Annotated in this window: 17 protein-coding genes; 9 read left to right on the top strand and 8 right to left on the bottom strand. The window is 72.3% G+C overall.

Annotated elements, in window-relative coordinates; genetic code table 11:
* The first annotated feature begins 11 nt into the window (after window positions 1-11).
* Window positions 12-476: a hypothetical protein gene (locus ACFXB5_RS39410; protein ID WP_385217718.1), complete on the top strand. Its 465-nt coding sequence runs from the start codon at window positions 12-14 to the stop codon at window positions 474-476.
* The gene (locus ACFXB5_RS39405; RefSeq protein WP_385217715.1) at window positions 473-790 is read left to right on the top strand and encodes a transcriptional regulator; all 318 of its coding nucleotides are present in this window, start codon (window positions 473-475) and stop codon (window positions 788-790) included. Before ACFXB5_RS39410 ends, ACFXB5_RS39405 begins: the two co-directional genes overlap by 4 nt.
* Before the next feature lie 15 nt (window positions 791-805).
* On the opposite strand, the gene ACFXB5_RS39400 is transcribed toward ACFXB5_RS39405, so the two are convergent.
* Window positions 806-2,779 (bottom strand): APC family permease, encoded by a 1,974-nt coding sequence (locus ACFXB5_RS39400; protein WP_385217727.1) that lies wholly within the window; start codon window positions 2,777-2,779, stop codon window positions 806-808.
* Window positions 2,780-3,090: 311 nt separating this feature from the next.
* Between ACFXB5_RS39400 and ACFXB5_RS39395 the strand changes: the two genes are divergently transcribed.
* On the top strand, window positions 3,091-7,281 hold the full coding sequence (locus tag ACFXB5_RS39395; protein WP_385217713.1) for a molybdopterin-dependent oxidoreductase: 4,191 nt from the start codon (window positions 3,091-3,093) through the stop codon (window positions 7,279-7,281).
* Between the two features lie 13 nt (window positions 7,282-7,294).
* On the opposite strand, the gene ACFXB5_RS39390 is transcribed toward ACFXB5_RS39395, so the two are convergent.
* Together ACFXB5_RS39390 and ACFXB5_RS39385 are read right to left on the bottom strand one after the other, a co-directional pair.
* Window positions 7,295-8,227 carry a M56 family metallopeptidase gene (locus ACFXB5_RS39390; protein WP_385217709.1) on the bottom strand — a complete coding sequence of 311 codons (933 nt, stop codon included), beginning with the start codon at window positions 8,225-8,227 and terminating at the stop codon, window positions 7,295-7,297.
* Between the two features lie 33 nt (window positions 8,228-8,260).
* On the bottom strand, window positions 8,261-8,638 hold the full coding sequence (locus ACFXB5_RS39385) for a BlaI/MecI/CopY family transcriptional regulator (protein WP_037963840.1): 378 nt from the start codon (window positions 8,636-8,638) through the stop codon (window positions 8,261-8,263).
* 242 nt (window positions 8,639-8,880) lie between these two features.
* On the opposite strand from ACFXB5_RS39385, the gene ACFXB5_RS39380 reads away from it, so the two are divergent.
* The 3 genes from ACFXB5_RS39380 (at window position 8,881) to ACFXB5_RS39370 (ending at window position 12,515) form a co-directional block, all read left to right on the top strand.
* Complete coding sequence (locus tag ACFXB5_RS39380) at window positions 8,881-10,098, top strand: glycosyltransferase family 4 protein (RefSeq protein WP_385217705.1); 1,218 nt, start codon at window positions 8,881-8,883, stop codon at window positions 10,096-10,098.
* Window positions 10,099-10,182: 84 nt separating this feature from the next.
* Entirely contained in the window at window positions 10,183-11,019 is an 837-nt protein-coding gene (locus tag ACFXB5_RS39375; protein WP_385217702.1) for an undecaprenyl-diphosphate phosphatase, read from the top strand.
* Window positions 11,016-12,515 (top strand): hypothetical protein, encoded by a 1,500-nt coding sequence (locus ACFXB5_RS39370; RefSeq protein WP_385217700.1) that lies wholly within the window; start codon window positions 11,016-11,018, stop codon window positions 12,513-12,515. Before ACFXB5_RS39375 ends, ACFXB5_RS39370 begins: the two co-directional genes overlap by 4 nt.
* A 56-nt stretch (window positions 12,516-12,571) precedes the next feature.
* On the opposite strand, the gene ACFXB5_RS39365 is transcribed toward ACFXB5_RS39370, so the two are convergent.
* Complete coding sequence (locus ACFXB5_RS39365; RefSeq protein WP_385217697.1) at window positions 12,572-14,545, bottom strand: heavy metal translocating P-type ATPase; 1,974 nt, start codon at window positions 14,543-14,545, stop codon at window positions 12,572-12,574.
* Window positions 14,546-14,652: 107 nt separating this feature from the next.
* Here ACFXB5_RS39365 and ACFXB5_RS39360 point away from each other — a divergent pair, with 107 nt between their 5' ends.
* Window positions 14,653-15,054, top strand: a complete 402-nt coding sequence (locus tag ACFXB5_RS39360) for an ArsR/SmtB family transcription factor (protein ID WP_385217695.1) — start codon at window positions 14,653-14,655, stop codon at window positions 15,052-15,054.
* A 19-nt stretch (window positions 15,055-15,073) separates the two neighbouring features.
* On the opposite strand, the gene ACFXB5_RS39355 is transcribed toward ACFXB5_RS39360, so the two are convergent.
* Window positions 15,074-16,042 (bottom strand): pirin family protein, encoded by a 969-nt coding sequence (locus tag ACFXB5_RS39355; protein WP_385217693.1) that lies wholly within the window; start codon window positions 16,040-16,042, stop codon window positions 15,074-15,076.
* 122 nt (window positions 16,043-16,164) lie between these two features.
* Here ACFXB5_RS39355 and ACFXB5_RS39350 point away from each other — a divergent pair, with 122 nt between their 5' ends.
* Window positions 16,165-16,842: an O-methyltransferase gene (locus tag ACFXB5_RS39350; protein WP_385217691.1), complete on the top strand. Its 678-nt coding sequence runs from the start codon at window positions 16,165-16,167 to the stop codon at window positions 16,840-16,842.
* A 49-nt stretch (window positions 16,843-16,891) separates the two neighbouring features.
* On the opposite strand, the gene ACFXB5_RS39345 is transcribed toward ACFXB5_RS39350, so the two are convergent.
* The 3 genes from ACFXB5_RS39345 to ACFXB5_RS39335 all read right to left on the bottom strand — a co-directional run bounded on the left by ACFXB5_RS39345 (window position 16,892) and on the right by ACFXB5_RS39335 (window position 19,372).
* Window positions 16,892-17,581, bottom strand: a complete 690-nt coding sequence (locus tag ACFXB5_RS39345; RefSeq protein WP_385217688.1) for a phosphatase PAP2 family protein — start codon at window positions 17,579-17,581, stop codon at window positions 16,892-16,894.
* Window positions 17,582-17,709: 128 nt separating this feature from the next.
* Complete coding sequence (locus ACFXB5_RS39340) at window positions 17,710-18,645, bottom strand: M56 family metallopeptidase (RefSeq protein ID WP_385217685.1); 936 nt, start codon at window positions 18,643-18,645, stop codon at window positions 17,710-17,712.
* A 118-nt stretch (window positions 18,646-18,763) separates the two neighbouring features.
* Window positions 18,764-19,372, bottom strand: a complete 609-nt coding sequence (locus ACFXB5_RS39335) for a DUF5134 domain-containing protein (RefSeq protein ID WP_385217683.1) — start codon at window positions 19,370-19,372, stop codon at window positions 18,764-18,766.
* A gap of 217 nt (window positions 19,373-19,589) precedes the next feature.
* Here ACFXB5_RS39335 and ACFXB5_RS39330 point away from each other — a divergent pair, with 217 nt between their 5' ends.
* Window positions 19,590-20,009 (top strand): PPOX class F420-dependent oxidoreductase, encoded by a 420-nt coding sequence (locus ACFXB5_RS39330; RefSeq protein WP_385217680.1) that lies wholly within the window; start codon window positions 19,590-19,592, stop codon window positions 20,007-20,009.
* Window positions 20,010-20,098 lie beyond the last annotated feature (89 nt).

The following is a 20,098-nucleotide window of genomic DNA, read 5'->3' as shown; positions in this document are numbered from 1 at the left end:
GAGGTCTCGGCATGGAGAACATCGCTCCCGAGCAGGCCCGCACCGCCCTCGACGCGGCCGACCGTGCCCGGCGCCAAGTGGCCGAGGAAGTCGGCCTGCCCCGCGGCTACTGGTGGGCCATGGCGGCCGGCTGGCTCCTGCTGGGCGTGCTCGGCAACGTGCTGCCGCCCTGGCCGGCCGGGATCGCGACCGTGAGCTTCGGCGTGGGGCACGGGGTGCTCGCGTCACGCCTGCTCGACGGACGCCGACGCACGGATCGGCTGCGGGTGAGCGCGGCGGTCGCCGGTCGCCGCATCCCCCTGGTCGTGGTCGGCATGCTGCTCGGGCTCATCGGGGTCACCGTCGTGGTGGCACTCGCGCTCGACGCCGACGGCGCCGGCCATGCCGGCATCTGGGCGGCGGCGCTGACCGCGGCCGTCGTCGGGTTCGGCGGACCGGACATCCTGCGCGTTCTGCGTCGGTGGGCGCGGGCATGACCAAGGCGCAGTTCGACGAGCTGATCCATCCCAGCACCCGGCTGTCGCTGGTGGCGACTCTGGCGGCCGCCGACTGGGCGGAGTTCGCCTTCCTCAAGGACCGGCTCCAACTGTCCGACTCGGCGCTCTCCAAGCAGCTCACGACACTCGAAGAAGCCGGGTACGTCGCCACGGAGCGCCGACTCAGCGGCAGCCGCCGGAAGGTGCGCGCCCGGCTCACCAGCACCGGCCGGGATGCCTTCAACGGCCACATCGAGGCACTGCGGGCAATCGTCGCCGACGCCGCGGCACCGGCCCAAGAGCCTCCGGTGTGAGGCCGACCCTGGCGCTCAGCCGACGTGCACGTGTGGCCGACGGGCGCGGTCGGGCTCGGCCTCGCGGAGCACTTCCCTGGTGACGGGTGCGACCTCCCCCTGGCCGAACAGGAAGAACCGCAGGAACTGCGCGAAGGGGCTGCCCTCGGTCCACTCGAAGTAGATGTGCGGCCGCTGCCCGGTGACGTCCCGTATGTGGAGCAGCAGGGCGGCCAGCGAGTTGGGGATGCTGGAGCCGTCGAGGGTGAGCACCCGGTACCGGCCGTGCAGCACCTCGCCGCGCACCCGTACCGCCGTCTCGAAGTCGGACGGATCACGCACGCCGACCTCGACGAAGATGAGGTCCTCTTCGGTCGGGATGTCATTGTCGGTCCGGATCTGGTGGATCTTGTCGCGGTATTCGGCCGGGTCGCGGTTGTCCGGCTCGTTGGCGATGAACCGTATGCGGCGGGTGGCGGCATCGCGGACGAACCGCTCCGCCGTGGCGTCCAGCTCCATGTCCGTCACGCGCAGTTCGAAGGCGCGGGCGAGCCGGGACAGCAGTGACACCAGGATGATGCCCGCGATGAAGCACGCGCCGATCTTCACACCGTCGGGGCGTTCCACCACGTTCACCGCCGTGGTGTAGACGAAGACCACGGAGATCACGCCGAAGCCGACGGTCCAGCCCCGCTGCCGGGCGCGGCGGGCGGCGATGGTGACCGCGACGGCGGCGGAGGTCATCAGGACCAGCACCCCGGTGGCGTAGGCACCGCCCTGGGCGTCCACGTCGGCGTCGAAGAGCCAGGTGACGAGGAAGCCGATCAGGGTGAAGACCAGCACCATGGGACGCACCGCGCGGGCCCAGTGCGGGGCCATGCCGTAGCGGGGCAGGTAGCGCGGCATCAGATTGAGCAGTCCGGCCATCGCCGAGGAGCCCGCGAACCACAGGATGCCGATGGTCGCGGCATCGTAGACGCTGCCGAAGACGGACCCCAGATAGTGGTGGGCGAGATACGCGAGGGCTCGTCCATTGGCCTCGCCGCCCGCCTTGAACTCGTCCTGCGGGATGAGCACGGTGGTGATGAAGCTCGTGGTGATCAGGAAGACGCTCATGATCACGGCGGCGGTGGTGAGCAGCTTCCTGGTGTCCCGGATCCGCCCGGTGGGACGCTCCTCGGTGTCGCCGGGGCCGCCGTCCACATGGGGCATGACGGCCACACCGGTCTCGAATCCGGACAGGCCCAGTGCGAGTTTGGGGAACACCACCAGCGCCACACCGACCATGACCAGCGGGTTACCGTGCTCGGCGGTCAGCGCCCGCGACCAGTCGGTGACCACGTGGGACGCGGTGGCCACATGCCACAGCCCGACGATCACGACGACCGCGTTCAGCGCCAGGTAGCCGCCCACGAGCACCACCGCCACCCCGATGGCCTCCATGAAGCCCTTGAGGAAGACGGCGCCGAGCAGGGCGATCAGCCCCAGCGTGATGACCACCTCATGACCGTGCAGAACGCTGGTGAAGTGCGGATTCTCCACCAGGTGGGTGGAGGCGTCGGCGGCCGAGAGGGTGATGGTGATCAGGAAGTCGGTGGCCGCGAACCCCAGCAGCGCCAGCACGAAGAGCTTGCCCTTCCAGAACGACAGCAGCCGCTCCAGCATCGCGATCGACCCCTCGCCATGCGGGCTCTCCTTGGCCACCCGCCGGTACACCGGCAGAGCCCCGGCCAGGGTCACGGCCACCAGCACGACGGTGGCGATGGGGGACAGCAGCCCGGCGGCGAGGGCGGCGATGCCGGGCTGGTAGCCGAGTGTGGAGAAGTAGTCCACGCCGGTGAGGCACATCACCCGCCACCACCGCTGTCCCTTGTGCCCCTCCGGGGGCTGGGCATGCGGCCCCGGCTGCTGCTTGGCCATATCGGACAGGCCCTCCAGCAGCCAGCTCCGCAGCCGACCCCCCTTACGGGCCTCCTCCTGGTGGGCTTCCACATCGGTGGAGGTGGCCATCGCGTACTCCTGGGTCATATAGCGCTTACCGGTCATGCCATCCACGGACGAACGGCCGAATCAGGGTATGCGGGACCTTCGCGGTGCCTCACAGTGGCATGTCCATCACGGCGGTCTTGACATGCTCATCTGCGCACAACTGGACGCACGACGACCACCTCACGGACGTATGATCCCTGCTCACAGGCGCCCTCCAGGCCCTGTGCGGTGGAGGTTAACCCCTGGTGACCGGCCTGAGAGACCTGCGCAATGAGCGGTTCGTAAGGTCACGAAAGGTTGGACTGGACCGAGCACAGGACAAGGAGGCGCCCGTGGTCGCGTCGGGCTCCCGGAGCGAGGACACGACGAACACGACAAAGGTGCGGACGGTCTGCTCGTACTGCGGTGTGGGATGCGGCTTGGTCCTCGATGTCGGCAGGGGGCCGGACGGGCGCCGTACGGTCCTGAAGGCTTCCGGGGACAAGGAGCACCCCGCGAACTTCGGCCGGCTGTGCGCCAAGGGCGCCACCACGGCCGATATGCTCGCCGCCCCCGGGCGGCTGACCACGGCGCTCCGGCGTCCGCACCGTGCGGAAGAGCCGGTGCCGACGTCCAGGGACGAGGCGATCGCCGAGACGGCGCGCCGGCTGCGGGCGATCGTCGACGAGCACGGGCCGGACGCGGTCGCCCTCTACGTGTCCGGGCAGATGGGTCTGGAGGCGCAGTACCTGGCGAACAAGCTGGCCAAGGGGTTCCTCCGGACCAACCAGATCGAGTCGAACTCCCGGCTGTGCATGGCCAGTGCCGGTACCGGCTACAAGCTCTCGCTGGGCGCGGACGGGCCGCCGGGCTCCTATCAGGACTTCGACCGGGCCGATGTCTTCTTCGTCATCGGCTCCAATATGGCCGACTGCCATCCCATCCTCTTCCTGCGGATGCTGGACCGGGTGAAGTCGGCCGGTGCCAAGCTGATCGTCGTCGATCCGCGCCGGACCGCCACCGCCGCCAAGGCCGACCTGTTCCTGCAGATCAAGCCGGGTACGGACCTGGCGCTGCTCAATGGGCTGCTGCACCTGCTGCAGGCGAACGGCCACACCGACGCCGAGTTCATCGCCGCGCACACCGAGGGCTGGGAGGCGCTCCCGGAGTTCCTCGCCGACTACCCGCCCGCCGCCGTCGCCGAGATCACCGGCATCCCGGAAGCCGACATCCGCGAGGCCGCCCGGCTGATCGGCGCGGCGGGCGAGTGGATGAGCTGCTGGACGATGGGCCTCAACCAGTCCACGCACGGCACCTGGAACACCAACGCGCTCGTCAACCTCCATCTCGCCACGGGCGCGATCTGCCGCCCGGGCAGCGGACCCTTCTCCCTGACCGGACAGCCCAACGCCATGGGCGGCCGGGAGATGGGCTACATGGGGCCGGGACTCCCCGGGCAGCGGTCGGTGCTCGCCGACGCCGACCGGGCCTTCGTCGAGAACCTGTGGGAGCTGCCGCCGGACACGATCCGCGCGGACGGCGTCGGCAAGGGCACCGTTGAGATGTTCCAGAAGATGGCCGACGGGGACATCAAGGCGTGCTGGATCATCTGCACCAACCCGGTCGCCTCCGTCGCGAACCGCAAGACGGTCATCGAGGGCCTGGAGGCCGCCGAATTCGTCGTCACGCAGGACGTGTTCGCCGAGACGGAGACGAACGCGTACGCCGATGTCGTGCTGCCCGGCGCGCTGTGGACCGAGACCGAGGGCGTCCTGATCAACAGCGAGCGCAACCTCAGCCTCGCCCAGCCGGCCGCCGATCCGCCCGGCGAGGCGATGGCGGACTGGCGCGTCATCGCGGCCGTGGCCCGTGCCATGGGCTTTGAGAGCGGGTTCGCGTACGACAGTGCGGAGGAGATCTTCGAGGAGATCAAGCGCGCCTACAACCCGTCGACCGGCTGGGACCTGCGCGGTGTGAGCTACGAGCGGCTGCGCTCCACCCCGGTGCAGTGGCCCGCCGCGAGCGCCGAGGGATCCGACCGCAATCCGATCCGGTACGTCGGTGAGGACGGCTCACCGCGCTTCCCGACCGCGAGCGGCCGTGCGGTCTTCTACCCCCGCCCGCACATACCGGCCGCGGAGCGGCCCGATGACGACTACCCGTACACACTCAACACCGGCCGCCTGCAGCATCAGTGGCACACCCTGACGAAGACGGCCAAGGTGTCCAGGCTGAACAAGCTCAACCCCGGTCCCTTCGTGGAGGTGCACCCGCGGGACGCGGCCGAGCTGGGCGTCGCCGAGGGGGATTCGGTGGAGGTCGCCTCGCGGCGCGGCCGGGCCGTGCTGCCCGCGGTCGTCACCGACCGGGTGCGGCCGGGCTGCTGTTTCGCGCCGTTCCACTGGAACGACCTGTTCGGGGAGTACCTCAGTGTGAACGCGGTGACCAGCGACGCCGTCGATCCGCTGTCGTTCCAGCCCGAGTTCAAGGTGTGCGCGGTGTCACTGGCCAAGGTGGCCACCCCGGTGACGGTGCGGGCTCCGGCGTCGGCGGACGCACAGTCCACGGCCACGCCGTCCACGGCGGCCACCATAGCCGTGTCGTCCACCGCGGGCACGGCGGTCCCCCCACCGCCCGCCGTCCTTCCCACAGCCTCCGCTCCCGTCCTGTTCGGGCTGGAACCCGCCCCGCCGCCGGCCCTCACCGAACAGGAACGCCGGTATCTGACCGGCTTCCTCGCCGGCATCCCGTCCGGCACCCCCGGTGTGCCGGTGCTGCCCGCGGACGCCCCGTTCAGCCCGTCGCACGCCCTGTGGGTGAACGGTGTGCTGGCCGGGATGTACTCCAGGTCCGAGGCGACGCGTCCCACCGCGAATGACGCCGGCGACTCCCCGCGGTCGTCCTCCCCGCCCGCGGACGCGGCGCGCCGCCAGGTCTTGATCCTCTGGGCGTCCCAGACCGGGAACGCCGAGGAGTTCGCGGCCGCCACGGTCGAGCGGCTCACCGCGCACGGCCACGCCGCCTCCCGCGTGTCCATGGACGAGGCCGACCCCGCCGCGCTGCCGTCCGGCGCCGACCTGCTGCTGATCACGAGCACCTTCGGCGACGGGGACGCACCGGACAACGGCGCCCGCTTCTGGGCCGCCCTCACCGCGCCCGACACCCCGCGCCTGCCGGACCGGCGCTACTCCGTCCTGGCCTTCGGCGACTCCTCCTACGGCGACTTCTGCGGCCATGGCCGCCGCCTCGACCGGCGGATGGAAGAGCTGGGCGCGATGCGGCTGGCCCCGCGTACCGACTGCGAACCGGACTACGAGACCGAGGCCATGGCCTGGCTCGACCAGGTACTCATCGCGCTGAAGAGCGCCGAGCAACCGGCCCCCGCCCCGGCCCCCACAGCCGGGACGGCTCCCCGGCCGAGCCGTCCCGCTCCTGCCACCGCCCGACTGACCGGCAACCGGCGCTTGAGCCTGCCGGGCGCGGGCAAGGAGGTCCGCCGCTTCACCTTCGACACCCGCGACAGCGAGACCCCACTGGGCTACGAAGCCGGTGACGCCCTGGCGGTGCTACCGCTCAACTGGCCGGAACTCGTGACGGAGTGGCTGGCCGCCACCGGCCTCGACGCGAACGCGACCGTCCAGGTCGGACACGTGGGAGAGGTGCCCTTCGCCGAGGCCCTGTCGCGCCATCTCGACATCACCCGCATCACTCCCGACCTGCTGCGCTTCGTCGCCGATCGCACCCGCGACCCCCGCGATCTGCGGAAGCTCCTGCGCCCGGACAACAAGGGAGAGCTGGCGAAGTGGTCCTGGGGACGGCAGGCCGTTGACGTGCTGGCCGAGTTCGGCATCCGGGCCGGGGCGCAGGAGTGGACCGATCTGCTGGGGCGCCTGCGGCACCGCCTGTACTCCATATCGTCCAGCCCGCTGACCGACCCCCATCTGGTGTCGCTGACGGTCTCCGTCGTCCGTTACGAGAACCGGGGCGGCCGTCCGCGCCAGGGCGTCTGCTCCCCGTTCCTCGCCGACGCCGAGCCGGGCACCCCGGTGCCGGTCCGGGTCCAGCGCGCACCGCACTTCCGCCCGCCCGCCGCCCCCGACACGCCGACGGTGATGGTCGGCCCCGGCACCGGCATCGCGCCCTTCATCGGCTTCCTGGAGGAACGCCGGGCCCGCGGCCATCGCGCCCCGAACTGGCTGTTCTTCGGGGAACAGCACCGCGCGACCGACTTCTACTACGAGGAGGAGCTGACCGCGTTCCTCGCCGAGGGCGTCCTCACCCGTCTGGACACCGCGTTCTCCCGCGACGAGCGCGCCAAGAAATACGTCCAGGACCGCATGCGCGAACACGGCCCCCTGCTGTGGTCCTGGCTCCAGGACGGCGCCCACTTCTACGTCTGCGGCGACGCTTCCCGCATGGCCAAGGACGTCGACCGGGCACTGCGGGACATCGCCACCGTCCACGGCGGTCTGGATGAGACCGAGGCGGCGGCGTACGTCAAACAACTCGCCACCGACAAACGCTATCTGCGCGACGTCTACTGACCGCCGCGTTCCATCAGGCGCCGACGGCTTCCAGCAGGAGATGGAGGTCGTGGGCGGCCTCGGCGGTGGACAGGGCAGCGGCGGCGAGGACCATGGCTGTCGCGGCGGCGAGGACGGGGTGGCGGCCGAAGGGGGGAGCGAGGAGGGCGGCGACGCGGCGGGGCACGGGGCCGGCGGCGGCGAGTGGGGTGCGGCGGCCGAGGATGGCCAGGGCGGCACCCGGGGTGCGGCCGGGGGCGTGGTGGGCGGCGAGGGCGGCCTTGCCGACGGTGCGGGCGACCCGCTCGCGGTCGCCGGTGGCGGCGGCCGCGTTCTCATCGGCCCACCGTTCGACGGTGTACGTCACGGCCGTGGCGAGGGGGCGTAGCAGGGGGTTGGCGGCGGCGCCGAACTGGGCCAGGGCGACGAAGGCGTAATGGCGGCACGTCAGATGGGCGCGTTCGTGGGCGAGCAGGATGTGGCGCTCGGTCTCGTCCAGGGTGTGCAGCATGCCGGTGGAGACGACGACGCGACCGGGCAGGCCGGGGATCGCGAAGGCGTTGGGGGCCTCGTCCTCGATCACGACCAGATCGTCTTCGGCGGGCATACAGGCCGCTTCCAGGGCGGCGGCGGTCAGGGTGCGGGCGCGCCGCCAGAGCATGCGGGCGGCCATGAGGACGGCGGCGCCGAGCAGTAGCCCGGCGATCAGGGCGACGGACAGTTCGGCGGGGTCGTCGCGCTGCGCGGTGTGGGCCGACCAGTGGCCGAGGCCGGCCAGCTGGGGGAAGCGGATCAGCCCGGTGATGGCCAGCAGCCCCAGTGAGATGGTGGTCGCCGTGCCCAGTACGAGGGCCGAGGCGGTGAGCAGCCAGGTCGCCAGGCGGGGTTCGCACCGCTCCGCCAGGGGGCGTGCGCCGAGGGGAGCGAGCAGGGAGAGCAGCAGGGGGATGTAGACGGCGATGCGCATCTCGGCGGCCTCTTCCTCTTCCTCTTCCTCTTCCTACTGATCGGGGTCGAGCAGCTGGCGCAGCAGGTCCGCGTCGGTGGTGGACAGACCGTCGGCGAAGCGGGCGAGGACGTCCTGGCGGTCGGACCGCTCCTCCAGAACCGAGCGCATGCGGCGGGCGGCGAAGCCGGGGTCGTCGGTCACGGGGGCGTAGGCGTAGGCCCGGCCGCGCGGGGTACGGGTGAGCAGCTGCTTGGTGTGCATGCGGGTGAGGATCGTCACCACGCTGTTGTAGGTCAGCTCGCTGCCGAGGCGTTCGGTGACCTCGCGGGGGGTCAGCGCGCCGTCGGCCCGCTGGAGCAGTTCGAGGATCTCGGCCTCGCGTGCACCGTTGGGCCGCTTGGGGCCGTGCCCTGGTGTGCGGGTGCCCATGGATTTGGCGTCCCTTCCCTCATCTTTTACAGTCGTGTAGAACTCCTACACCGGTGTAAAAGTCACTGTCTCCCCAGTGTGCCATGCGCTCGTACCCGGGCCGAACCCTGCCCTGGGCGGCGTACGGCCGGAAAGGACCCTGCGGTGCATTTGGCCCTCGATCCGCTGGATGCCGCCCCACTGCCGATCGGCCGCCGCGCCCGGACCCGTACCGCCGCGGAGCCGACCGTGGGGAGCGCCAAGTGAAGATCACCTTCCTGATCCACAACGTGTACGCGATCGGCGGCACGATCCGCACCACGCTCAATCTCGCCGCGGCCCTCGCCGACCGGCACGAGGTGACGATCGTGTCGATGCTCCGCCACCGCACCCACCCGCGGTTCGTCATCGATCCACGGGTGACGGTGGTGCCCCTGGTCGACATACGGGAGAACAGCGCGGACGAGGACGATCCGCTGCTGCACCGGCCGGCCGAGGTCTTCCCCACCGCCGAGAAGCGGTACAAGCAGTACAGCCGCCTCACCGACCAGCGGGCGCGGGAGTACCTGCGGAGCTGCGACGCGGATGTGATCATCGGCACCCGGCCGGGCATCAACGTGTACCTGGCCCGCTTCGCCCCGTCCCGGGCGCTGCGCATCGCCCAGGAACACCTCACCCACGACATGCACACCAAGAAGTTGCGCGCCCAGCTCGCCCGGGACTACCGCGACCTGGATGCCGTGGTCACCACGACCGACGCCGACGCGGCCGTCTACCGGGCGAAGATGCGGCTGCCGGGCGTGCGGATCCTGGCCGTCCCCAACGGTGTGCCCGACCCCGGCCTGCCACCCGCCGACGGCGGCGCCCCCGTCATCGCCGCGGCCGGACGCCTGGTGCGCGCCAAGCGCTTCGACCTGCTCATCGAGGCATTCACCGATGTCGCCGCCAAGCACCCCGACTGGTCGCTGCGCGTCTATGGCGCGGGCGCCGACAAGGAGCGGCTCCAGCGGCTGATCGAGGAGCGGGGCCTGGGAGACCGGGCGGCGCTGATGGGCGCGGTGTCCCCGATCGAGGCCGAGTTCGCGAAGGCGTCGATCGTCGCCTCCGCCTCCGACGCGGAGTCCTTCGGCATGACGCTGGTCGAGGCGATGCGCTGTGGCATACCGGTGGTCGCCACCGACTGCCCGCTCGGCCCCGCCGAGATCATCAACGACGGCGTCGACGGCCGCCTGGTCCCCATGGGCGACCGGCAGGCGCTGGCCGCCGCGCTGAGCGACCTGATCGCCGACGAGCCCGGCCGCCGCCGCATGGGCGAGGCCGCCCGCACCGCGGCTCGCCGCTTCGACCCGGCCCATGTGGCCCACGCCTACGAGGAACTGTTCGGCGACCTCGCCGCCACGCGTACCTCCCGTGCCTGGCAGCGCGGCAAGGCCCGCTGGCGCAACCGTGCGGGCCGGGCCCTGCGCCGGCTGCGCCGCTGACCCCCATCCCACTGACCGCGGCCGCACCGCGCCGTTTCCCCCAGCGGACACGGCCCCCTCCAGCCACCACAGAAACGGATCCAGATGAGTGCCATCAGCATCGGCCAGGCGGCCATCCTCGGCATCGTCGAAGGCATCACGGAGTTCCTCCCCGTCTCCTCCACCGGCCACCTGAAGATCACCGAAGGGCTGATGGGCATCCCGGTCGACGACACCTCCGTGGTCGGCTTCACCGCCGTCATCCAGGTCGGCGCGATCGCCGCTGTACTGGTGTACTTCTTCAAGGACATCGTGCGGATCGTCTCCGCCTGGGGCCGCGGACTCGCCCACCGCGAACAGCGGTACCACCACGACTACAAGTTCGCCTGGTGGGTCATCTACGCCACCATCCCGATCGTGATCGTGGGCCTGGCCGCGAAACCCCTCATCGAGGGCCCGCTCGCCTCCCTGTGGGTGGTCGCCGGATCCCTTATCGTCGGGTCCGGTGTGATGTGGGTGGCCGACCAGATGGGCCGCCACAAGCGCGGCGAGGACGACACGCGCTTCAAGGACGCCATGCTGGTCGGCTGCTCGCAGATCCTGGCGCTGCTCTTCCCCGGCTTCTCACGCTCCGGCGCCACCATGTCCACCGCGCTCATCCTCGACCTGGACCGGGTGGCCGCCACCCGCCTGTCCTTCTTCCTCGGCATCCCGGCGCTCACCGGCGCGGGTCTGTACGAGCTGAAGGACGCCGTCGGCGCCGGGGTCGGCACCGGCCCCCTCGTGGTGGGCACCGCCGTCTCGTTCGTGGTCGCCTACGCCTCGATCGCCTGGCTGCTGAAGTTCGTCGCCAAGCACTCCTTCAACGCGTTCGTCATCTACCGCGTCGCCGTCGGCCTGCTGCTCCTCGGCCTGCTGGGTACCGGAGCGCTCACGGCATGATCGCCTCGCGTACGGTCATCCGCCCGCCACGCCGGGTCCCGTGGCTGGCGCTGGTGGCCCTTGCCTGTGCCGTGGCCCAACTCGCCCTTGTGGTCCCGCATCTGGGGCTGGGCTGGGACGAAACGGTGTACCTCTCCCAGGTCGACCCGCACCGCCCGGCCGCGTACTTCAGCGCCCCGCGCTCGCGCGGCATCAGCCTTCTGGCCGCCCCCGTCCTCGCCGCCACCGACTCCATCACCGTGCTCCGGGTGGTCCTGGCGCTGCTGTCCGCCGCCGCCCTGTACGCGGCCTACCGCGTCTGGCAGCCGCTGCTCGGCCCCAGGCGGACCGCCCTGGCCGCGCTGCTGTTCGCCGGTCTGTGGACCACCCTGCTCTACGGGCCGCAGGCCATGCCCAACCTGTGGGTGGCCCTGTCCGCGGTGGCGGCCGTCGGCTGGTTCCCGCGTGCCGTCCACCCCCCTGCGGGGCGGCGGGCCCTTGCGGGGCGGCGGGCCCTGTTCGGCCTGGGCGCCACGGTCGCTGCCGCCACCTGCTTCCGCTTCTCCGACGGCGTCTGGCTCGCCCTGCCCCTGCTCGCGGCATGCGCGATCGTCCCGGCCGGGCGGCGACCGGCGCCCGCGCTCGCCGTGGTCGGCGGGTTCGCCGTGGGTGGCGCCGAGTGGATCGCGGAGGCGTACGGGCGCTGGGGCGGGGTCGGCGCCCGGCTGCACCTCTCCAGCACCACCGAGGGCGGCGTGGGCACGCACTGGGCGGGCGGCATGGCCTGGCGCAGCCTCAACGGCCCTTTGCTGTGCCGCCCCTGCCACGTCCCGCTCACCCACCCCGAGCTCACCCTGTGGTGGCTGGCCCTGCCCGTCCTCGCCCTCACCGCCTGCGTCCTGGCCTGGCGCGCCCGGCGCGACGCGGTCATCCTGCTCCCCATCGCCTGCGCCGCCGCGCTGAGCATCCCCTACCTGCTGCTCATCGACTACTCCGCACCGCGCTTCCTGCTGCCCGTCTACGCCCTGCTCGCCCCTCCGCTCGCCGTCCTGGCCGCACGCTCCGCGCAGGCCATCCGCCCGCCCCGGGCTCGCGCCCTGGCCGCCGGGCTGGCAGCCGCGCTGCTCGCCCTGCACCTGTCCGCGCAGTACGAGGTACTCGACCGCAACACGGCCACCGCCCGCGCCACCGCCGACCGCTACCGCACCGCCGCCCACGACCTGCGCCGCCTCGGACTCACCCCGCCCTGCCTGGTCAGCGGCAGACACGCCCCGCCCATCGGCTACGACGCCGGCTGCGCCTCGGCCAACGTCGGCGGCAACAACCGCGACACCACCGCGCACACCCTGCTGCACCGCGCCGCCCGCGAACCCACCGCCGCCCTCGCCAGGACCCGCTCCGGCCCTCCCCACTACGCCCGCGCCTGGACGCCTCACCGCCTGCCGGGCACCGGACTCACCGCCTACGTCCAGAAGGGGAACCCCGATGGCCGTGCCCCCGCTTCATCGTCGCGGTAGTCGCGATCGCCTTTCCTCGCCGCCGACACCGCGCGCCTCGCCGCCCGCTGACGGCCCTACGCGTGGTCCCGGGCGCCCCGCCAGGCCGTGTCGCGCAGCAGGCGCAGGCCGTTGAGGCCGACGATGACGGTGGAGCCCTCGTGCCCGGCGACACCGAGCGGAAGCGGCAGGCTGCCGACCAGGTCCCAGACGACCAGGCCGGTGATGAACACCCCGGCGATCACCAGGTTCTGCACGACCAGGCGGCGGGCGCGGCGGGAGAGGGAGACGGCGGTGGGGATGGTGGCCAACTCGTCCCGGACGACGACGGCGTCGGCGGTCTCCAGGGCGAGGTCGGAGCCCGCTCGTCCCATGGCGACGGCCGTATGGGCGGCGGCCAGGGCGGGCGCGTCATTCACGCCGTCACCGACGACCAGCACCTTGCGGCCCGCGCCCGCCAGCTCCTTGACCGCGGTGACCTTGTCCTGTGGCAGCAGCCCGGCGCGGACATCGGTGATTCCGACCTCGGTTCCCAGCAGGCGGGCGGCGCGCGGGTTGTCCCCGGTGAGCAGCACCGGGGCGGTGCCCGTCAGCGTGGTGAGCGCGGCGACGGTGGCGGTGGCGTCCTCGCGCAGGCGGTCGGCGATCCCGAGCACGCCGACGGCCGAGCCGTCGACCTCCACCAGGACCGCGGTCCGGCCGGCCGCTTCCAGCCGGGTCGCCAACGCGGTAGCGGGGTGGTCGGGGTGCGGCTCCCGCGGACGGCCAGGGCTGCCGACCGCGACGGTGCGTCCGCCGACCGTGGCGGTCACGCCGGTACCCGGGGCCGAGGCGAAGTCCCAGGCCGCCGGAAGCTCCAGACCACGCTTCCGGGCGGCATCGGCGACGGCCCGGGCCAGCGGATGCTCACTGGGGTGCTCGGCCGCCGCCGCCAGGGTCAGCAGGGCCTCCTCGGTCAGGCCCGAGTGGCTGAGCGGGCACACATCGGTGACTCGAGGGGTCCCCTCGGTCAGGGTGCCCGTCTTGTCGAGGGCCACGGCGTCGACCTGGCCGAGCCGCTCCATGACCACCGCGGACTTGATGAGCACACCGTGGCGCCCGGCGTTGGCGATGGCGGACAGCAGGGGCGGCATGGTCGCCAGCACCACGGCGCACGGAGAGGCGACGATCATGAAGGTCATCGCCCGCAGCAGGGTCGGCTGCAGCGCCGCGCCGAGGAGCAGCGGCACCGCGAACAGCGCCAGGGCGGCGGCCACCATGCCCAGTGAATAGCGCTGTTCCACCTTCTCGATGAACAGCTGGGTGGGGGCCTTCGTCTCCGAGGCCTCCGCCACCATCCGCACGATCCGTGCGATCACCGAGTCCGACGGATCGCGCTCGACCCGCACGGTCAGCGCGCCGGTGCCGTTGAGCGTGCCGGCGAACACCTCGTCACCGGCCGCCTTGGCCACCGGCAGCGGTTCCCCGGTGATGGTGGCCTGGTCCGCCTCGCTCGTGCCCTCCCGTACCCGGCCGTCCGCGCCGATCCGCTCCCCGGGACGTACCAGGATCACATCGCCCACCGTCAGCTGTTCGGTGGGCACCGTCTCCTCGGCGCCGTCCCCGGACAGCCGGGTGGCGGTGGCCGGGGCGAGGTCGAGCAGACCGCGCACCGAGTCCGCGGTCCGCGCGGTGGCGATGGCCTCCAGCGCCCCTGAGGTGGCGAAGATGACGATCAGCAGCGCCCCGTCCAGCACCTGCCCGAGCGCGGCCGCGCCGAGCGCGGCGACCACCATCAGCAGGTCGACGTCCAGGGCTCTGCCCCTGAGGGCCCGCAATCCGGCCCAGCCCGGCTCCCAGCCGCCGGTGACGTAGGTGAGCGCGTAGAGCGGCCCCCACGCCCATGCCGGTGCGCCGGACAGCTGGAGCGGCAGCGCGACCAGGAACAGCACCAGGGCGGCAGCCGCCCAGCGGGCCTCGGGCAGGGCGAAGATCCGCGTCCGGCGCCCGGGCGCCACCGGATCACGGACCACCCCGGGCGGCGCGACCGGGCGGGTAAGGGTCGATGACATGGCAGGCGGCGTCCTTCAGGGGAGGCGGCAATGGGCTCGGCTCCTACATTACAGGATTGAATGAACAACTCTTCATGTGTTCCTGAACGGGTCGGTAGGCTGGACGCATGGGCCATGGAGTCGCACCCGCCGCTGACAACGCCGTACCGCGCGCCCGCCTGGACGCCGGCAGCGCCCCGAGAGTCGCCGCGACACTGCAGGCGCTGGCGACGCCATCCCGCCTGCTGATCCTGGCCCGGCTGCGGGAGGGGCCCCTGCCGGCCACCGAACTGGCCGCCGCGGTCGGGATGGAGCAGTCCGCGTGCTCCCACCAGCTGAGGCTGCTACGCAACCTCGGCCTGGTCGTGGGCACCCGCGATGGCCGCTCGGTGGTGTACTCGCTGTACGACAACCATGTCGCCGAACTGCTGGACCAGGCCCTCTACCACGTTGAACACCTGCGGCTGGGGCTGAGCGACGCGTCGGACGAGTCGGCCGGGGACGTGGACGAGGTATCCGCGGCCCTCTGAGACGCCGTCTCGTCGCAGGTCAGCGTGCCCGGCCGCGTGGCTTCAGGGGTACGGGCGGGAGTTCCGGGGCGGGCAAGGGACCGCCGTCGTAGCCGTGGACCTCGCCGAAGCGGGAGCCCGACGTCCAGTCCTCACGGGCCTGGGAGATCTCGTCATGGGAGCGCCCGATGAAGTTCCACCACATCACGATCTTCTCCTCGAAGGGCTCCCCGCCCAGCAGCATGAGCGCGCTGTCCACGTCCGCCCGCAGCGGCAGTTCGGCGCGTCCGCAGCCGAGGTAGAGGAGGGAGCCGGGGGCCAGACGCACCCCGTCGACCTCGGACTCGCCGGACATGGTGAGGGCCGCGTACTCGAAGTCGGGCCGCACCGGCAGCCGGGTGTCGGTGCCGGCCGCGAGGGCGATGTCCGCGCCCATCAGCGGGGTGAACGTCGTGCCGGGCGAGGCCGCGCCGTCCAGTCCGCCGAGGACGACCGTCGCCCGCAGCCCTCCGCCGCCGGTCACCCGGGGCAGCTCGGCGTGGTGCTCCCACATCGGGGCGATATGGCGGTCGCCGTCGGGCAGCGCGACCCACAGCTGTGCGCCGTGCAGCAGCCGGGCGTGCTCGCGCGGGGACTCCTCGGAGTGTGAGATGGCCCGGCCCGAGGTCATCAGCCCCAACTCGCCGGGGCGCACCGTCTGGAGGCTGCCGACGCTGTCGCGGTGCAGCACCTCGCCGTCGTGCAGCCAGCTGACCGTCTGCAGCCCCATGTGCGGATGCGGAGGCACCTGCATGCCCGGCTCCTGGGCGATGTCGTCCGGGCCGTAGTGGTCGATGAAGCACCAGGCGCCGACCATGCGCCGCCCGAGGTTCGGCAGGAGCCGGCGCACCATGGTGGACTCGCCCAACGCGACCTGCCTGGCGGCCAGCAGCTCGCGGACCGGCCGGGCGGTGACGTCCCGGCGGCCGCCACACACGGTCGGCGCGGGCCTCGGATCGAGATTGCTCATGACCGCACTCTCCCATCGCCCCGGGCAGCTCAGGGGGAGCCAGGGGGATGTTTAGGGGGCGGTCCGATCGCCGCCGGAAGAAGAATCTATCCGGTGACCGCACCGACCCTGAAGGAGATCGCATGCCGTCCACACTGCACACCGAGCCCGTGGCGACCGTCCTGGACGGACTGCTGGAGGCCGAGCGCGAAGGCGATGAGCGCGCGTTCGCCGAGACCGGTGTGACCGACCCCAAGTCGGCCTGGGCCGAGCTGGACGCCAGTCAGATGGCCGAGACGTTCAAGGACGCCTCCATGTCCGTGTCCAAGGAGGGCGGTGAGCTGCTCTACCTGCTCACCCGTGCGACCGGCGCGCGGACCGTCGTCGAGTACGGAACCTCCTTCGGCGTGTCCACCCTCTACCTGGCCAGCGCGGTGCGGGACAACGGCGGCGGGCAGGTGATCGGCACGGAGCTGCAGGCGGACAAGGTGGCCAAGGCCACGGAGGCCATCGCCGCCGCCGGGCTCTCCGACATCGCCACCGTCCGCGTCGGCGACGCGCGGGAGACGCTGCGGGACCTGCCCGGGTCGGTGGACCTGCTGCTGATGGACGGCTGGCCGAACCTCAACCGGGAGGTGCTCAAGGTGGTGGAGCCCCGGCTGCGCCGGGGCGCGCTGGTACTCGTGGACGACATGGACATGGAGTTCGGCTTCGACATCCACCGGGAGATGCGGGAGTACCTCGCCGACCCCGCGAGCGGCTACCTCTCGCTGCGCATGCCGGTCGCACACGGGATCCTGACAGGGGTGCGGCTCGGCTAGCGCCCGGGTGCGGCTACCGTACCCGCTGGTCGGGGCGTGGGTTCGGGGCTCATGACCGCACTCTCCCCTCGGGGGACCCCGCGCGCTCGCTCGTACGGCTCTGGACGTAGCCGTACGAGGCGATCGCCCCGTACACCAGCGCCGCGCCCAGCAGCCAGCCGGCCAGGACGTCGCTGGGCCAGTGGACGCCCAGATAGAGGCGGGTGAAGCCGACGCCCAGCACGGATACGGCCCCTACGGCGGCCATGAGGCGCAGCCACTTCGCCGGTGCCCCGCGCAGTGTCAGCAGCCACAGCAGCAGCCCGAAGGTGACGGTCGCGGTCAGGGCGTGGCCGGACGGGAAGGCCGCGTAGTGCGCCGAGTCCACCGGATTCGGCCACCGGGGACGCTCCCGGTCGAGCGCGGCCTTCACCGCCTGTTGCAGCGCCGTGCCCAGCGCCGCCGTGACGGCCACCCAGAGGGCGAGCCGCCGCTCCCGGCGCCACAGCAGCCACCCCACGGCCACGGCCAGCAGCGCCCGCATCGTCCAGGGGTCCCAGAACCAGTCCGTGAGCACCCTGTTGGCCCGAGTGAAGCCGTGGTGCCGGACGGCGGAGTGGTGCAGGGTGACGACGATGTCCCGGTCGACGGTCCCCAGCGGCCCCCAATGGGCGGCCACCAGGGCGAGCAGGACCAGGAAGAGCGCGGTGAGCACGGCCGCGGCGCGGGCGGCTCGGCGGTGGAGGGTTGCCGGCTGCATGGGTCGATGATCGCCGACGGGCGGGCCCCGGAGCCAGGAGGCCCTCGATCTCCCCATGGCCGGAAGCCGCCGTTGTGCCTTGCCGGGAGCCGCCGTTGTGCCGAGAACGCCGAGAATGCCGAGGACGCCTACCCCAGCACCCGCAGCGCCGGGACCAACGTGACCAGCAGCGGGACGGCCGGGACGAGCGCCGCGGTGGCCGTAAGGCGCCAGCGGCGCGCCACCGGGAGGCGGGAGGCCGGGGCCAGCAGCCGGTCCACCCGCTGCGGCACCTGGGCGAGCGCGCTGGGGCAGGGGCCGAACACCCCGCGGTCCTCGTTGAGTTCGACCAGCGCGAGCGCGGTGGTCGTCCGCCCGAAGCGCCGAGACGCGGAGTCGTCGGCGGCCAGCTCGACCAGCCGGTGCACCTCGTCACGGAACGCCGCGAACATGGTCACCTGCGGAAAGCCGCTGGCCAGCGCGCCCGAGCAGTGCAGCAGCCAGTGGTGGCGGGCGCGGGCGTGGCCCTGCTCATGGGCGATGACGGCGTCCAGCCGACGGCCCTTGAGGCGGCGCAGCGCCGCCGTGGTGATGACGAGCCGGGGCGTGGTGCCCGGCAGCCACCAGGCGTCCGGCTTGTCGCTCTCCAGGACCACCAGACGCTCCTCGCCGGGCTCCTCACCGGGCAAGGCGGGGGAGCGGACGAGGAGTTCGGCGCGGTGCTGCCTGCGCCAGGCGCGGGCGCGGCCGATCTCGCGGGTGAGCATCACCGCGCTCCAGACGGCCCCGAAGGCGAGCACGAGGGCGACGGGCGCGGCCAACGGTCCGTAACCGGACAGCGCGTACGCCTCCACCACGCCCTTGGGCGCGGGGGCGAAGACATTGCCGCGCACGGCATCCCAGGCGGCCGCCCCGGTGAGCGCCATGGTCAGCGCGCAGCACAACAGCACCCCGACGACCACGCACTGCCACACCCAGAGGGCGAGCACAGGTTCGCGGTCGATCCAGTCGGAGCGGGACAACAGGCGCGGCGCCATTGCCGCCGCCAGTGCGCTGAGGCCCATCAGCGCGAACGGGACCATCATGGCCGTCAGCCTATGATCGCGACGCTCGGGCCGGGTACGGTCACGGCGGGGAAGTGACGCATACCACGGTGCGGCTGAGACATACCACGGTACGGCTACGGCCCGGCCCACCGCCCGTTCACAGCGTCAGAAGCATCGCGAACATCCCTATCCCCATCGACAGCCTGCAGGCATGCCGCAGCTCGGGCCGCCGCGACCAGCCGGTGCCGGGCGGTCCCGCCCCCGCCCCCGCCCCGTCCACGGCCCCGTCCGTCATCGGTATGAGCCGCAGCCCGGACCGTACGACGTAGACCGCGAAGTACACGAGCAGCACCCCGGTCAGCAGCGGCACCCCGCCCGCCATCCGGCCCGGGGCCATCCCGCCGGTGTGATGGTGACCGCCCGTGGTGCCCACCATCATCGCGAGCGCCATATAGACCATCGCCAGCGCTCCGACGGCGTGGTGCAGACGGTGCCCCGGGAGCCCCATACCGCGCGGGACCGGCAGCAGCGCCCTTACGGCGGCCACGGCGAAGACCGCCGCGAAGGCGGGCGGACCCCAGGGCCGGGGGTCCAGCACGGTGGACGGCACCGCCATCACGGCCATCCCCCACCCCATCAGCGCCTCGGCGCCCGCGATCCGCCGCCCCGCCCCGGGCGGCTCACCGCGCATCTGCAGCAGACAGTAGCCACCCGTGGCCGCGCACAGCACGACCAGCAGCCAGCCGATGAGTGGAGGTCCGTGCACGGCCACACCTCCCGAACGGGGACGTAATACCAGGAGACATCCCCTGCCGCGGCACCACACACGGGAGCGCACGGGCGCAGTGGGGGAGCGCGAGGCGTGCGGAGCAGTGGGGAGCGCGGGGAGTGGTATGGCACGGTGAGAGGTGCGCCCCCGTGGATCACGCAGGCCCCAGCCGCACCACGGGACGTGAACAGCTGTCCAATGAGGAGGAGAGCCCGTGTCGAACCCACCGCTTCCCGAGGCCGCGGTCGCCATGCTCGAGAAGCCCAATCCGGCCGTGATCGCGACGATCCGGTCCGACGGTCAGCCGGTGTCCACGGCCACCTGGTACCTCTGGGACGACGGCCGGGTCCTGGTCAACATGGACGAGGGCCGCAAGCGGCTCGACCACATCCGCAACGACCCCAGGGTCACGCTCACCGTGATCGACGAGGGGAACTGGTACAACCACATCACCCTCATCGGCCGGGTCGTCGAGCTCCAGGACGACAAGGACCTGGCCGGAATCGACCGGCTGGCCCAGCAGTACCTGGGCAAGGAGTACCCGCGGCGGGACCGCGGCCGGATCAGCGCCTGGATCGAGATCGACCGCTGGCACGGCTGGGGCGAGCACAAGGAGAACACCCAGCCCGGCTGAGTCCCCTCGGCGTGGGGGGGGGGGCCCCCCCCCCCCCCCCGGGGGGGGGGGGGGGGCGGCGCCGAGCAACGTAGAGGGGAGGGGGGCCG

It is taken from the genome of Streptomyces sp. NPDC059455 (assembly GCF_042750115.1).
Lineage (GTDB): Bacteria > Actinomycetota > Actinomycetes > Streptomycetales > Streptomycetaceae > Streptomyces > Streptomyces endocoffeicus.
The sequence above is the reverse complement of the archived record's forward strand: the minus strand, read 5'-3'. Positions and strand labels throughout refer to the sequence as shown.

What these genes read in the sequence shown, in the direction of transcription:
- ACFXB5_RS39410 (WP_385217718.1), top strand. Translation starts at nt 12, where the DNA reads ATGGAGAACATCGCTCCCGAGCAGGCCCGCACCGCCCTCGACGCGGCC.
- ACFXB5_RS39405 (WP_385217715.1), top strand. Translation starts at nt 473, where the DNA reads ATGACCAAGGCGCAGTTCGACGAGCTGATCCATCCCAGCACCCGGCTG.
- ACFXB5_RS39400 (WP_385217727.1), bottom strand. Translation starts at nt 2,779, where the DNA reads ATGGCCACCTCCACCGATGTGGAAGCCCACCAGGAGGAGGCCCGTAAG.
- ACFXB5_RS39390 (WP_385217709.1), bottom strand. Translation starts at nt 8,227, where the DNA reads ATGCGCATCGCCGTCTACATCCCCCTGCTGCTCTCCCTGCTCGCTCCC.
- ACFXB5_RS39385 (WP_037963840.1), bottom strand. Translation starts at nt 8,638, where the DNA reads ATGGGCACCCGCACACCAGGGCACGGCCCCAAGCGGCCCAACGGTGCA.
- ACFXB5_RS39375 (WP_385217702.1), top strand. Translation starts at nt 10,183, where the DNA reads ATGAGTGCCATCAGCATCGGCCAGGCGGCCATCCTCGGCATCGTCGAA.
- ACFXB5_RS39370 (WP_385217700.1), top strand. Translation starts at nt 11,016, where the DNA reads ATGATCGCCTCGCGTACGGTCATCCGCCCGCCACGCCGGGTCCCGTGG.
- ACFXB5_RS39365 (WP_385217697.1), bottom strand. Translation starts at nt 14,545, where the DNA reads ATGTCATCGACCCTTACCCGCCCGGTCGCGCCGCCCGGGGTGGTCCGT.
- ACFXB5_RS39360 (WP_385217695.1), top strand. Translation starts at nt 14,653, where the DNA reads ATGGGCCATGGAGTCGCACCCGCCGCTGACAACGCCGTACCGCGCGCC.
- ACFXB5_RS39355 (WP_385217693.1), bottom strand. Translation starts at nt 16,042, where the DNA reads ATGAGCAATCTCGATCCGAGGCCCGCGCCGACCGTGTGTGGCGGCCGC.
- ACFXB5_RS39350 (WP_385217691.1), top strand. Translation starts at nt 16,165, where the DNA reads ATGCCGTCCACACTGCACACCGAGCCCGTGGCGACCGTCCTGGACGGA.
- ACFXB5_RS39345 (WP_385217688.1), bottom strand. Translation starts at nt 17,581, where the DNA reads ATGCAGCCGGCAACCCTCCACCGCCGAGCCGCCCGCGCCGCGGCCGTG.
- ACFXB5_RS39340 (WP_385217685.1), bottom strand. Translation starts at nt 18,645, where the DNA reads ATGATGGTCCCGTTCGCGCTGATGGGCCTCAGCGCACTGGCGGCGGCA.